The sequence below is a fragment of the Rhodomicrobium sp. R_RK_3 genome, from assembly GCF_002198715.1.
Classification (GTDB): domain Bacteria; phylum Pseudomonadota; class Alphaproteobacteria; order Rhizobiales; family Rhodomicrobiaceae; genus R-RK-3.
In genome coordinates, this window is the sequence record NZ_MWLK01000030.1 from 19,541 (window position 1) to 33,462 (window position 13,922).

Here is a 13,922-nt window from a genome sequence, read left to right on the forward strand (position 1 = left end):
GATGGCGGCGCGTCTCGAGGTCATTCATTCGGCAGCCGCCTGCCCGGGCTTTCCCGCCGGTGCCGGCGCCGGCGCGGCTTTGCCGTCATCGACATGCTTGCCGCTGACCAGCGCCTTCAGCCATTTGCGGTGATGCTTCCAGGCCCAGCCTCCGGTCACATAGCCCTGGATCATCGCCGAGAAGGTGCCTTTCACCCAGATCGCGGCATAGACATGCACGATCCAGACACAGATAATCGTCACGGCCGCGGCCGAGTGCAAGATCAGGGCATAGCGCTTTTGTTCGACGGTCGTATATTCGGAGAAATACTGGTTCCAGATCGCCAGGCCAGTGACGATCAGTATGAGGATCAGCAGCGACATGCCCCAGAATACGATTTTCTGGCCGGCATTGTACTTGCCCAGCTCCGGCAGATTGTCTTCCTTGTTGATGAGCACATCATAGAGGCGCCGCATCCAGGTGCCGTCCTCCGGGCGCCAGAGATTGAGGCGCCAGAAGCGCAGGAACAGTCCGCCGAAACTGAAGAACAGCACGACGCCGATCCAGGGGTGGATGGCACGGGTGTTCTGGCCGCCGCCGAACAAAGCGGAGAGGAAGAACAGGTCGGGATGGAACATCGCCAGCCCCGAGATCGCGAGCAGCACCAGGCAGGCTGCCGTCAGCCAATGGTTGAGGCGAGCCGCTTTGGTGTAGCGGTCGACGGTGACGCGCTCGCCGACATGGACCTCGTCACTGGGATCGATTTCGTACCGTTCGCTCATGAACGCGGATCCTCCGTGAGCTGCTTGGCCTCCTCCTCGTCCTTCGGCGTGACCCTGTTCGGGCCTTCGACGAAACGATGCAGGACGCCGAAAGCCACCATGCCGGCCATGGCGGCGAGCCCGGCATATTTGGCTGCGCCCTTCCAGAGATTGACCACCGGGCTGATCACCGGATTGTTCGGCAGATCAGCGTAAATCTCCGGCTTGTCGGCGTGCTGCAGCACGTACATCACATGCGTGCCGCCGACGCCCGGCGGATCGTAGAGCCCGGCATTCTGGTAGCCGCGCGACTTCAGATCCTTGATGCGGGTTTCGGCGTGCTCGGTCATTTCCGCCTTGGTGCCGAAGACGATGGCATGGGTCGGGCAGGACTTGGCGCAGGCCGGTCCCTGGCCGATGGCCATGCGGTCCGAGCAAAGCGTGCACTTATAGGCGCGGTGGTCGGTCTTGGAGATGCGCGGGATGTTGAACGGGCACCCCGCCACGCAATAGCCGCAGCCGATGCAGCGCTCATGGTCGAAATCGACGATGCCGTTGGAATATTGCACGATGGCGCCCGGCGCGGGACATGCCTTCAGGCAGCCCGGATCGGCGCAGTGCATGCAGCCATCCTTGCGGATCAGCCATTCCAGATTGTCCGTCTCCGGATTTATCCATTCGGTGAAGCGCATCAGCGTGAACATCTGCGGGGACAGATCTGGCGGAATGGTGTAGGTGCCGACATTCTCGCCGACCGGAGCACGCTTGTCGTTCCACTCCAGGCACGCCGCCTGGCAGGCCTTGCAGCCGATGCATTTGGACACGTCGATGAGCTTGGCCATCGGCGTGAGCTGGCGCGCCGGCGGCTCGATGGTCGACGCCGAGCGGCGGATCAGATCCTGCTGGCCGAAGACGGTTTTGACATCCTCGGTCTGCGGATTGGGAAGCTCATATTCGAAAGTCGTCATGGCTTCCTCCTCATGCCACCGGCGTCGGGCCGGTTATGGGCTCGACATTGACCAGCCACGCCTTGAATTCGGGGGTTTCCGAATTGGCGTCGCCGACGACGGGCGTGAGCGAGTTCGGGCCGTAGCCCTTCTTCGTCTCGCCGATGAAGCCCCAATGCAGCGGCATGCCGATGACGTGCTGCACCTTGCCGTCGCACAGCATCGGCCTGATGCGCTTGGTGACCAGGGCGACCGCCTCGACCGAACCGCGCTTCGACCACACCCGCACCCAACTGCCGTTCGGGATGTTCTTCTCCTTGGCCAGTTCCTCGCCGATCTCGACGAAGAATTCCGGCTGCAGCGAAGCGTTGATCTGGGCGTGCTTGGTCCAGTAATGGAAGTGCTCGGTGAGCCGGTAGGATGTCGCCACATAGGGAAACTCCGCGACGTCGCCGAACTGCTCCCAATCATATTTGAACACACGCGAGGCGGGGTTGCCGCGGATCTTGGGCGCGATCAGATTGGCGATCGGCGCCTCGAACGGCTCGTAATGGACGGGGAACGGCCCGTCGCGCATCATGCCTCGGACGAACAGGCGCCCGGTGCCTTCCTCGTTCATGATGAAGGGGCCGACGACGCCCGGCTTGGCCGTCGGGGCGATGTCGGGCACATCGAAGCCGGTCCATTTGGAGCCCTCCCACCAAAGCAGCTTGCGGGTCCGATCCCAGGGATCGCCCTTCACGTCCGCCGAGGCGCGGTTGTAGAGGATGCGGCGGTTGACCGGCCAGGACCATGTCCATTTCGAATAAATGCCGGTGTCGTCCGGGTCGGCATTGTCGCGCCGCGCCATCTGATTGCCGGCCTCGGTAAAGCAGCCGGAATAGATCCAGCAGCCGCAGGCCGTCTTGCCGTCGTCGCGCAGCGCGGCGAAGCTCGGCACCTGCTTGCCCTTTGCCAAGGTCACCTTGGTGGCATCGGCGGGGTCGGTCAAATCTTCCAGCGCCGAACCGTTGATCTCCTTGGCGAGTTCATCGGCTGTCGGGTAGTCGGGGTCCTCGTAGCTCCAGTTCAGGTTGACGATCGGGTCGGGGAAGGCGCCGCCTTCCTGCCTGTACAGATCGCGGATCCGCGTGAAGAGCTGGCCGAGGATCCAGGTATCGCGCTGGGCTTCGCCGGGAGGCGTCGAGGCCGCCCAGTGCCATTGCAGCCAGCGGCCCGAATTGGTCAGCGAGCCGTCGTCCTCGGCAAAGCAGGTGCTTGGGAGCTGGAAGACTTCGGTCTGGATCGACGCCGTGTCCACGTCATTATGCGGCCCATGATTCTCCCAGAAGCGGGAGGTTTCCGTTTGCAGCGGGTCGATGGTGACCAGGAATTTCAGCTTGGACAAAGCCGCCGTGCATTTGGCCCGGTTGGGGAAGGCCAGCAGCGGATTGAAGCCCTGGCAGACATAGCCGTTCACCTTGCCTTCGAACATCAGGTTGAAGGCGCGGATGATGTCATAGGCGACATCGAGCTTGGGCAGCCAGTCGTAAGACCAATCGTTCTCCGCCGTGGCCGCCGCCCCCCACATCGACTTCTGGAAGCTGACGAAGAAGGATTTGTAGTTCTGCCAATAGCTCGTCTGGTCGGGCCTGAGCGGCTTATAGCCCCGGGTCGACATGTATTTCTCGAAAGTCGGCTCGGTCTCGAACGGGAGGGTGAGATAGCCGGGGAGGAGATTCGACATCAGGCCCATGTCGGTCAGGCCCTGGATGTTGGAATGGCCGCGCAGCGCATTCATGCCGCCGCCGCGCACGCCGATATTGCCGAGGATGAGCTGAATCATCGCCATGGTGCGGATGTTCTGCGATCCCTTGGAGTGCTGGGTCCAGCCGAGCGCGTACATCGACGTCATGGTCTTGTCCGGCGCCGAGCACTCGCCGACCATCTCGCACACCTTCAGGAACTTGTCCTTCGGCGTGCCGGTGATGCGCGAGACCAGTTCGGGCGTGTATTGCGCCACGTGCTGCTTGAGCAGGCTCCAGACGCAGCGCGGATGCTCGAGCGTCTCGTCCGAAATGACGTAGCCGTCCGGGCCGAGTTCGTAATTCCAGGTCGAGCGGTCGTAATCGCGCTTTACCTCGTCGTAACCGGTAAACAGGCCATCCTGATAGCCGAAGCCCTCCTGCACCAGATAGGGCGCGTTGGTGAAGGATTTGACGTATTCCCATTGCACCTTGTTGTTGGCCATCAGCCAGTTGATGAGGCCGAGCAGGAAGGCGATGTCCGTGCCCTGGCGGATCGGTGCGTAATAATCCGCGACGGCGGCCGAGCGGGTGTAGCGCGGATCGACGACGATCAGTCTCGCGCCGCGATTGGCCTTGGCCTCGGTCACCCATTTGAAGCCGCAAGGATGCGCTTCAGCGGCATTGCCGCCCATGATGATGGCGAGATCGGTGTTCTTGATGTCCGTCCAGGAATTCGTCATTGCGCCACGGCCGAATGTTGGGGCCAGACTGGCCACCGTCGGTCCGTGTCAAACGCGAGCCTGGTTGTCGAACATCAGCATTCCCATACTTCGGACCACCTTAAAGGTGCAGAATGCCGTTTCGTTGGTCGTCGCCGAGGCCGCGAGGAAGCCGGAGCTGACCCAGCGGTTGACCGTCACCCCGGCCGCGTTCTTCTCGATGAAATTCTTGTCGCGGTCATCCTTGAGCAGGCGCGCGATGCGGTCGAGCGCATAGTCCCAGGTGACGCGCTCGAACTTGTCCGATCCGGGCCTGCGGACCATCGGATATTCGAGCCGGGTCTTGGCATGGACGAAATCGAGCAATGCCGCGCCCTTCGGGCAGAGCGTGCCGCGATTGGTCGGATGATCGACATCGCCCTCGATATGCTTCACCTCGGCCTTTTCGCCCTTGGTGATATCGCCCTTCGAATAGATGAGAATGCCGCAAGCGACCGAGCAGTAGGTGCAGGTGTTGCGGGTGATCGTCGTGCCGAGAAGCTTGAACGGTCTGATCGAGTCGGCGTAGGCGGCCTCGATGCCGCCGAAGCCGAGCGCGCCGAGCGAGGTCACCGCGACCCCCGCCCCAGCGCCCTTCAGGAAAAAGCGCCGCGAAATTCTGGTGTCGGTATCGGCAATATCTGCCATAGCCATCTCCCTATGAGCCGGCGTGGCAAAGGCCCGATACGCCTAGCAGCGCAAGCATGCGCCGCTTGGCTTGCGCCGGGCCGGTCCACTTCATTTACTTTGGACCAAAGCGGAAAGCGGACTTGATCGTTTTTACCGCGTTTTGCTCAAATCTGCCGCGTTCTCCGGCACCGGGCTCAGAGACAGCATTTAACGGCGTCGAACGCATGACCCAGGATTGCGCAAAAAGCAGCCGAAAGCAGCAAGCCCGATAAAGCCGCGGTAATCGGTGCAAGCCAGATAATCCTGATCCGTCGTCGCGCAGAAATATGGCCGGAGGTACCGCCATGGCGCGAGACCCGAGCAGGAGAAGCGCCAAAATGGATCCCATCACCCGCCGCACAATGCTTGCCGGCACCGCCGCAGGGGGCGTCTTCGCCTCGTCCCTTGCCCGCGCGCAAACCGGCCCGATCGTGGAGCCCAAGCGTCCCGGCCATGGCGGGACCAATCCGGGGCCCGACAATCAGACCATCGACCGGATGAATCCCAACATCCTCGTCCCGCCCGCGCAGGATCACGGCACCTTACCGAATCTGCGCTTCCGCTTCGGCGATTCGCACATGCGGCTGGAGTCGGGCGGCTGGACGCGGCAGATCACCGTGCGCGAGCTCGGCGTTTCCAAGAACATCGCCGGCGTCAACATGCGCCTGAACGCGGGCGGCATCCGCGAGCTGCATTGGCACAAGGCGGCCGAGTGGGCCTATATGCTCTACGGCACCGCGCGCATCACCGCGATCGATGCGGACGGCAACCGCTTCGTCGACGATGTCGGCGTCGGCGATCTCTGGTACTTCCCCTCCGGCATCCCGCATTCGATCCAGGGCCTTGGCTCGGATGGCTGCGAGTTCCTGCTGGTGTTCGACGACGGCGAGTTCGACGAGGACAACACATTCCTGCTGAGCGATTGGTTCAAGCACGTGCCGCCGGAGGTGCTGGCCAAGAATTTCGGCGTATCGGCCGACGCTTTCGCCAAAGTCCCCGACCCGAGCGAGCTCTACATCTTCGCCGCGCAGGTGCCCGGCCCGCTCGACACCGACAAGATGGCGGGGGCGACCCAGCCGCCGAACACGTTCAGCCACCGGCTGATGGCGCAGGATCCGATCCGGACCAAGAGCGGAACGGTGAGGATCGCCGACACCAAGAATTTTCCGGCCTCGGTGACCATCGCCTCCGGCCTTGTCGAGGTCAATCCGGGCGCCATGCGCGAGCTGCACTGGCACCCCAACACCGATGAGTGGCTGTATTTCATCGAGGGCACGGCCCGCCTCGGCGTGTTCGCGGGCTCGGGCCAGGCGCGCACGTTCGATTTCTCGGCGGGCGATGTGGGCTTCGTCCCCTTCGCCATGGGCCATTATATCGAGAATACCGGCAGCACCCCGGTGCGCTTCCTGGAGATCTTCAAGAGCAACTATTATGCGGATGTTTCGCTGAACCAGTGGCTCGCGCTAACGCCCCGGGAACTGGTGGAAGCGCATCTCCGCGTCGATCAGGCGACCATCGATGCCTTCCACAAGCTGAAATCGCCGGTGGTGCCGGTCTAACAAGCCGGGAGGGCTGGCTGCCCGAACGCCGCCAGCCTCCCATAAACACCGCGCAACGCGATTCCCGCACCATTATTTTCACCGTCCGTGGGTACGGGCGTGGAATTCTACGTGGAAACCGACTGGCCGGCCTTGCAACTCACCCGATTGGACGACGACATCCGCGCGCGGGGCTGGCGAGGATGCCCCTGTCATTGGAGGTGATCTGCATGAGCAAATATCAAAACATTCTTGAGACCATCGGCAACACGCCCGTGGTCAGGATCAACAAGCTGGCGCCCGAAGGCGTCAATCTCTTCGCCAAGATCGAAGCCTTCAACCCGCTCGGCTCGGTCAAGGACCGGCTGGCGCTCGGCGTGATCGAGGCGGCCGAGCGGTCAGGCGCGCTGAAGCCGGGGCAGACGGTGATCGAGGCGACCAGCGGCAATACCGGCATCGGCCTTGCCATGGTCTGCGCCCAGAAGGGCTATCCGCTGGTCGTGACCATGGCCGAGCAATTCAGCGTGGAGCGGCGCAAGCTGATGCGCTTTCTCGGCGCCAAGGTCGTGCTGACGCCCGCCGCCGGACGCGCCGTCGCCATGGTGGCAAAGGCGGTGGAACTGGCCGAAACGCATGGCTGGTTTCTGACCCGCCAGTTCGAGAACGAGGCCAATGCCGATATCCACTCGCGCACCACCGCGCGGGAAATCATCGAGGATTTCAAAGGCGAAAAGCTCGATTACTGGGTGACCGGCTACGGCACCGGCGGCACGTTAAAAGGCGTCTCGCGCGTGCTCGCCAAGGAGATGCCGGACACCAAGATCGTCGTCTGTGAGCCGGAAGATGCGCCGCTTCTCGCCAGCGGCATCGCGCAGGCCCGCAACGCCGACGGCTCCGCCTCGGCCCCGCATCCGGCCTTCAAGCCGCACCCGATGCAAGGCTGGACGCCCGATTTCATTCCGAAACTGACGGCGGACGCCGTGCAGATGGATGTGATCGACCGCGTCCTGCACATCCCCGGCGCGGAGGCGATCCGCATGAGCATCGAACTTGCCCGCAAGGAGGGCATCTTCGTCGGCATCACCGCCGGGGCGACCTTTGCCGGAGCGCTGCGCGTTTGCGCTGATGCGCCGCGCGGCGCGAACATCCTCTGCATGCTACCCGATACCGGCGAGCGCTATCTGAGCACGCCCCTGTTCGGCGACGTGCCCGCCGACATGAGCGAAGAGGAACTGCGCATCTCGCGTTCGACGCCGAGCGCGCAATTGGCGGCCTGACCCTAAGCCGGAACGAGGGAGAAGCAAGTGACGATCGACGACCCTCGCGGCCGCATCGACTATGACGAAACCGGCGACGGGCAGACGATCGTGTTCGTCCCCGGCTCCTGCAGCACCGGCGCCGCTTGGCGCCCGGTGATCGCGGCCCTGGGCGGCCGCTTCCGCTGCGTCACCACCAGCCTGCTCGGCTATGGCGGCACCGCCGAGCGCCGCCGCACCGGCGACGCCTCGATCGCGCATGAGGCGGATATCATCGAGGCCGTCATCCGGCGCGCGGGCGGCACGGTGCATCTCGTCGGCCATTCCTTCGGCGGCCTGTCGGCGCTGGCCGTTGCGCTGCGTGGCCGGGCGCCGCTCGCCAGCCTCACCATCGCAGAGACACCGGCGGTGGACATCTTGCGCGCCGCCGGCGAGCATGAGTATTACGGCGCCTTTCGCGCCATGACCGATGCCTATTTCGCCGCCGTCCGGAGCGGTGAGAGAGAAGCGATCGGTGCGATGCTGGATTTTTACGGTGGCGCGGGGTCCTTCGCATCCTGGCCCGCCCGCGTCCGCGCCTATGCCGTCGAGACGACGCCCGTCAACCTGCTCGACTGGGAAAGCGCCTACGGATTCGAGCTATCGCCGGCGATGCTGGCCGCGATCAAGCTTCGCGTTCTGGTGATGTACGGCGGCGATAGCCCCGCTGCGGTGCGGCGCGCCAACGCATTGCTGGCGCTACACATCGCAGGCGCCGCCCACGAGATCATCGAGGACGCCGCGCATTTCCTGATCTCCACCCACGCCGAAGCCGTCGCCCAATCCATCGCGCGCCATGCGAGCGGCGGCGGGTAGCTCGCCTCGCTTTGCGCTCCGGCGGCGGTCGAGCGGGGCGAACAGGGCGGAGATGTCGGCTTCGGTCAGGTCGAGCGCGGTCTTGGTGCTGCCGGCGAACGGTGCGTCGGCAAGCGCCGCCTTGCGTGCCTTGAGCTGTTCGATGGCCGTTTCGATGCCGTCCTCCACGATCAGCTTGTAGACAAGACCGGCTTGTCCTGGCCGATGCGGTAGGCGCGGTCGGCCGCCTGCGGCTCGACGGCGGGGTTCACAGGGGTCGTAATGGATCACCGTATCGGCGGCGGTGAGGTTGAGCCGGTGCCGCCCGCCTTCAGGCTAAGCAGGAACACCGGCGCCTTGCCCGACTGGAATGCGCGCACGGGCGTCGGCGTCGCCGGTCAATTGCAGATTGTCCACATCAGCTTGCAGGACGCTGCAAAATTCTTCGCGCTGTTTCGTGGCGGATCTGCCACTGTCTGCCCCACTCTCGCCCAGCGGCGCTGATAGGGACCGCGCCACAGGGTTGATATTCACCTGTTACGATTGGGGATGACATGCGCATGATCGGCCGAAATACGGCAATAATCTTCACTTTCGCCTGGCTCGCGATCTTTACCATGGTCGCGCCGGTTCCGCGGGCTCAGGCCGGCTCCGCAGCCGAGATCGACGCTGCCGCGCACGACACGCTCAGCGACTTCGTCGACCAGGTGCGCGGTTCTCGCGACCTGATCCGCAGATCGGCGGCGGTGCTGGTTTTCCCGACCGTCGTCAAAGCGGGCTTCGGCGTCGGCGGCGAATATGGCGAGGGCGCGCTGATCGAGCGCGGCCGCACGGTCGACTATTACAATACGGTCTCGGCTTCGGTCGGATTTCAGTTTGGCGCGCAGGCGCGCTCGGTGGTCATCGTGTTCATGACCCCGGAAGCGCTCGATTCCTTCCGCCGCGTGGACGGCTGGAAGGTGGGCGTGGATGGATCGGTTGCCCTCATCAATATCGGCGCCGGCACCTCGATCGACACGACCAGGATCAACGATCCGATCGTCGGCTTCATCTTCGATGGCAAGGGCCTGATGTATAATCTGACCCTCGAGGGCTCGAAGATCAGCCGCATCGACCGCTAGTTGCTGCAATAGTGATCGGAGCGCGTCCCGGGCGGCGCGCTCCGTGTAACGCCGATCTGGATCGCAGGTCGTTCCGGGGCCGAGTCGACCGGGTTTGCGCGCCGGTCTGGGCGGGCTCGGATCTGGTGCTGCGGCCGCTGGAGGAGGGGCATCACCGGCTCACCTATGCCAGCCTGCACCCGCGAGGCCCGCGCGCCGCTGTCGGAGCGCTTTCTCGACGCGATCCGCAATCATATCGAAGCGCTTCGCCGTTGCAGCCCCAGGTGCCGATATAGGCGGCAATCTTCTTGGCCGCGCGCGCCTGATCGAGCGATTCGAGCTTCACACAGCGCAGCTTCACATCGATGCCGACGGCCTTCAGATAGGCGGTGACCGCTTCGGCGACGGGCTTTTCGCGCTAGGCCCACAGCTTCATCGAGAAGCCGTTGGGGGTAGCTCGCCTCGCCGAGCTGCGCCTTGGCCTTGGCCGGGTCGCAGGGATAGTCGGGGCAGAGCGCCCGCCGAAGCAGATCGTCATTTATTTTCCTCCCAACAGCGCTTTCGTCAGCATAACCGCAGGGTCAGGATTGAGATTGGCTTTGAATTCATGATCGTTGCGTCTTGTGCAACTGAGGGCGAGGCGTCCGATTGACGCCCCGTCGTCGGATTTCGCGTAGCCCTATCCTCGGAGAGAGTGTGGCGGCCGTAAGGAGCAACACGCCGCGTCTAAATCGAAATGATCCGCTCTAGCCGCCCCGGGCGATCATGCGCAGCAGCGCCAAGACGGCCACAGCGTAACCGTCGGGGCCGAGGCCGGCGATAACGGCGGTGGCGGCGCGGGACATCAGCGAATTGTGGTAGATCGCCTCGCGGCGGTGGATGTTCGAGATGTGCAATTCGATGATCGGCCCCGGAAACATTTTGAGCGCGTCGAGGATGGCCATCGAGGTGAAGCTGTAGGCGGCGGGGTTGATGACGATCCCCGCCCCATGATCCACCGCCTCGTGGATCCAGCCGATGAGTTCATGCTCGGCATTCGACTGGCGGAACTCGACCGGATGATCGCCGGCCGCCGCGCGGCACATCGCCTCGATTTCGGCCAGCGTGGTGCGTCCATAAATCTCCGGCTCGCGCGTGCCGAGCCGGTTCAGGTTGGGGCCGTTGAGGATGTAGATCGGACGGGTCATCGGCGGCTTTCCTTTTGCTCGAGGCGGGCGTCAGCCCTGATAGCCCAGCAATCGCGGCAGCCAGAGCACGAGGCCGGGCACGAAGGTGATGAGCGCCAGCGTGCCGATCATCGCAGCGAGGAACGGCAAGGTGTCGCGCACGATATCGCGCAAAGGGGCGCCCGAGATGTTGGCCATGATGAAGAGCAGCAGGCCGTAAGGCGGCGTGATCAGGCCGATCATGATGTTGACCACGGCGACAATGCCGAAATGCACCATGTCGATGCCGAGCGATTCCGCCGTCGGGATCAGCACCGGCACCACGATCAGGAGGATGGTGGTGCCTTCGAGCAGGCAGCCCAGGATCAGCAGCAGGATGTTGACCAGGATCAGGAAGCCGGCCGGCGACAGGTCGAAGCCGCGCAGGAAGGTGCTGAGAGACTGCGGGATATTCTCGACCGTCACCACATAGTTGAAGACCAGCGCCCCGGCGATCAGCATGCCGATCGAGGCGGTGGTGCGGGCGCTCGCCAGCAGCGAATCGTAGGTGCTGCGCAGCGTGATGCTGCGATAGAGCACGGCGGAAATCACGAAGGCATAGGCGGCGGCGATGGCGGCGGCCTCGGTCGGCGTGGTGACGCCGCTATAGATGCAGCCGAGCAGCACGACCGGCATCATCAGCGCCGGGAAGGCGCGGATGGTGATGCCCGGAAGCTCGCGCAGCGGGATCGGCGGCTCTACGGGAAAATTCCGCTTGCGGGCCACCAGCGCGATGATGGCCATCTGCGCGAGGCCCATCAGCAGGCCGGGGACGACGCCACCGAGGAACAGATAGCCGATCGAGACGTCGGAGACGAGCGCGTAAAGCACGATCGGGATCGAGGGCGGGATGATCGGCCCGATCACGGCGGAAACGGCAGTGAGCGCGGCGGCAAAGCTCGCGGTATATTTGCCGTCCTTGGTCATCATCACCTGCATCATCTTGCCCGAGCCGGCGGCGTCCGCGATGGCGGAGCCGGACATGCCGGCGAAGATGATGCTCTGCACGACATTGACCTGCGCGAGCCCGCCCCGGAAACGCCCGACGAGGGCGTCGCAGAAGCGCAGAAGGCGCTCGGTCATGCTGCCGGTGTTCATCAACTCGGCGGCGAAGATGAACAGCGGCACGGCGAGCAGGATATAGCTGGTATACATGCCGTTGAGGAGCTGCTCGGCGGCGGTGCCCATGTCGAGCCCGGCGAGATAGAGATAGAGGATCGAGCCGCCGATCATGGCGTGTCCGATCGGCAGGCCGAGCAGGCTGAGCGTGACGATGGCAAGGATCGCCAGCGAAAACGGGCTGGTGAAGTTCATACGCCGGAACTCGCTTTGGTGGGATCGAATTCCTCCGGCGCCTTACCGAGCAGGGCGCGCCAGAGAATCCAGGCATAGCGGATGAGCACCGCCACCGCGAAGATGACGTAGATCGAGAACAGCCAGTCGAAGCGGATCTTTAGGTAGGCGGTGCTCTGCACCTTCATGAAGGTCACGTAGTCGACGACCGCCGGCAGCGACATGCCGTAGAGCACCAGCATTGCCAGCGCGGTGATGATCGCCAACACCCGGCGGGCGCGCTTTCCGACCGCGCCGTAGATCAGGTCGAAGCGGATTTCCTCGGCTTCGGCGACGACGAAGGCCGCGCCCCACAGCACCAGCCACAGCCAGGTGATGACCGTCAGCTCGGAGGTCCAGCCGATGGGGAAATTCATCAGATAGCGGAAGACGATCTGCACGATGAAGGCGAGGAACATCACCGCGAGCAGCGCCGCCGCGACGTTTTCGGCGCGCCGCCGCAGCCATTCGCCTGCTGCCCGTAATTTTTGACGCATCGCCGTCTCCGCTCGGTCGGACAGCCGCCTGCCCTGACGGACCGCCAGCGGCAGGCGACATTGCGCTGTGGGTGGGAGGAGCCGCCCCGCGCCGGTGCGGGGCAGCGTGCCAGGGCTAGAGGGCGTTGATCTTGTCGACCAGACCGGCGGGCCAGCTCTTGGCGAGGTCGGACTCCAGATATTTCCTCTGCGCGAAGCTGCGGAAGGCGGCGACGTCGGGCGTGTAGATCTCCAGGCCCTTGCTCTTGAAGAAGGCGACCAGTTCGGCCTCCTGCTTCAGATGCTCGGCCTGGCTCCAGTCGATGGCCTTGTCCGCCGCGGCCTGGAAGGCGGTTTGCTGTTCCGGCGTCATGGCTTTCCAGACCTTCGACGACACCGTCAGCAGATCGAAGCCGACCAGATGCGAGGTCAGCGCGATCTGCGACATGACCTCGTAGAACTTCATGTTCTGCACATTCGGCAGCGGATTGTCCTGGCCGTCGATGGCGCCGGTCTGCAGGCCGGTATAGACCTCGGCATAGGCCATCGGCGTCGGATTGGCGCCGAGCGCGCTGCCGAGGAACTGCCAGGCATCGCCGCCAGGCATGCGCAGCTTGACGCCGGCAAGGTCGGCCGGAGTATTGATCTTCCTGCCCGATTTCAGGCCGACATGGCGCGCGCCGAAATAGGTCGGCCCGAGAATATGGACGCCGAGCTTATCCTCGACGAGCGTCTTCATCTGCGCGCCGTGCTCACTGTTGAAGAATTTGCGCAAATGATCGGCGTCGCGGAACAGATAGGCGGAGCTGAGGATCGACCAGGCCGGGATCTGGTTGGCGATGTCCTGCGGCGCGATATTGCCCATTTCCAGATTGCCGCGCTGCAAGGCGACGAGTTCGGTGCCCTGCTTGAACAGGTTGCCGCCGTAATAGGGCTCGAGCGTAAAATTCGGCGCGATGGCCTCCGCGAACATCTGGGTCATCTTTGCCCGGATGTCCTTCTCGGAGAACACGGCGGAGAAGCGGAGTTTCGGCTTGTCCTGCGCGATGGCAGGGCTGAACGCAAAGGCGAATGACGCAGCCGCCAGGGCGGCGCCGGCAAGCATGGTGCGGCGATCGATCGAAAAGCCCATCAGTTCCTCCCTTGGGCAGGCTATGCTGCCCTTCCGGCGCGCTGTGCCCGCGCGCTTCCCCGCCAATTGTTTGCACTGGACGGATCAATTATCAATATGTGAATTCAGATTTATATGAGATTCCTATTTTCGTATGATCTTTGAGTGCCACACCCGCCGCTGACCGACGCCCCATATTGCTCATCGCAGGCTTGCATCGTTGCAGGT

General features: G+C 63.7%; 12 protein-coding genes. 5 read left to right on the top strand and 7 right to left on the bottom strand.

What is annotated here, in order from left to right:
• Positions 1 to 24: 24 nt before the first annotated feature.
• From BLEFHOIH_RS16450 to fdnG, 3 genes are read right to left on the bottom strand one after another with little or no spacing between them, the layout of a single operon-like run.
• Positions 25 to 762 carry a formate dehydrogenase subunit gamma gene (locus BLEFHOIH_RS16450; RefSeq protein WP_088347117.1) on the bottom strand — a complete coding sequence of 246 codons (738 nt, stop codon included), beginning with the start codon at positions 760 to 762 and terminating at the stop codon, positions 25 to 27.
• The gene (fdxH, locus tag BLEFHOIH_RS16455) at positions 759 to 1,709 is read right to left on the bottom strand and encodes a formate dehydrogenase subunit beta (protein WP_088347118.1); all 951 of its coding nucleotides are present in this window, start codon (positions 1,707 to 1,709) and stop codon (positions 759 to 761) included. The genes BLEFHOIH_RS16450 and fdxH overlap by 4 nt, the downstream gene beginning before the upstream one ends.
• Positions 1,710 to 1,719: 10 nt before the next feature.
• On the bottom strand, positions 1,720 to 4,821 hold the full coding sequence (gene fdnG, locus BLEFHOIH_RS16460) for a formate dehydrogenase-N subunit alpha (RefSeq protein ID WP_088347119.1): 3,102 nt from the start codon (positions 4,819 to 4,821) through the stop codon (positions 1,720 to 1,722).
• Positions 4,822 to 5,180: 359 nt separating this feature from the next.
• Here fdnG and BLEFHOIH_RS16465 point away from each other — a divergent pair, with 359 nt between their 5' ends.
• The 5 genes from BLEFHOIH_RS16465 to BLEFHOIH_RS16485 all read left to right on the top strand — a co-directional run bounded on the left by BLEFHOIH_RS16465 (position 5,181) and on the right by BLEFHOIH_RS16485 (position 9,591).
• On the top strand, positions 5,181 to 6,401 hold the full coding sequence (locus tag BLEFHOIH_RS16465) for a cupin domain-containing protein (protein ID WP_088347120.1): 1,221 nt from the start codon (positions 5,181 to 5,183) through the stop codon (positions 6,399 to 6,401).
• Positions 6,402 to 6,610: 209 nt separating this feature from the next.
• Entirely contained in the window at positions 6,611 to 7,657 is a 1,047-nt protein-coding gene (locus BLEFHOIH_RS16470) for a PLP-dependent cysteine synthase family protein (RefSeq protein ID WP_088347352.1), read from the top strand.
• A 27-nt stretch (positions 7,658 to 7,684) separates the two neighbouring features.
• Entirely contained in the window at positions 7,685 to 8,491 is an 807-nt protein-coding gene (locus tag BLEFHOIH_RS16475; protein WP_088347121.1) for an alpha/beta hydrolase, read from the top strand.
• A gap of 261 nt (positions 8,492 to 8,752) precedes the next feature.
• A complete protein-coding gene (locus tag BLEFHOIH_RS27620) occupies positions 8,753 to 8,974 on the top strand; it encodes a hypothetical protein (protein WP_170937201.1) in 222 nt (73 codons plus the stop codon).
• 56 nt (positions 8,975 to 9,030) lie between these two features.
• Positions 9,031 to 9,591, top strand: coding sequence for a YSC84-related protein (locus BLEFHOIH_RS16485; RefSeq protein WP_088347353.1), 561 nt, complete (start codon positions 9,031 to 9,033; stop codon positions 9,589 to 9,591).
• A gap of 725 nt (positions 9,592 to 10,316) precedes the next feature.
• Here the strand turns inward: BLEFHOIH_RS16485 and BLEFHOIH_RS16490 are convergent.
• The 4 genes from BLEFHOIH_RS16490 to dctP form a co-directional block, all read right to left on the bottom strand.
• Complete coding sequence (locus BLEFHOIH_RS16490) at positions 10,317 to 10,757, bottom strand: type II 3-dehydroquinate dehydratase (protein WP_088347122.1); 441 nt, start codon at positions 10,755 to 10,757, stop codon at positions 10,317 to 10,319.
• Between the two features lie 30 nt (positions 10,758 to 10,787).
• Positions 10,788 to 12,089, bottom strand: coding sequence for a TRAP transporter large permease (locus BLEFHOIH_RS16495; protein ID WP_088347123.1), 1,302 nt, complete (start codon positions 12,087 to 12,089; stop codon positions 10,788 to 10,790).
• On the bottom strand, positions 12,086 to 12,604 hold the full coding sequence (locus tag BLEFHOIH_RS16500) for a TRAP transporter small permease subunit (protein WP_088347124.1): 519 nt from the start codon (positions 12,602 to 12,604) through the stop codon (positions 12,086 to 12,088). Before BLEFHOIH_RS16500 ends, BLEFHOIH_RS16495 begins: the two co-directional genes overlap by 4 nt.
• 115 nt (positions 12,605 to 12,719) lie before the next feature.
• Positions 12,720 to 13,715, bottom strand: coding sequence for a TRAP transporter substrate-binding protein DctP (gene dctP / locus BLEFHOIH_RS16505; protein ID WP_088347125.1), 996 nt, complete (start codon positions 13,713 to 13,715; stop codon positions 12,720 to 12,722).
• Positions 13,716 to 13,922: the final 207 nt, after the last annotated feature.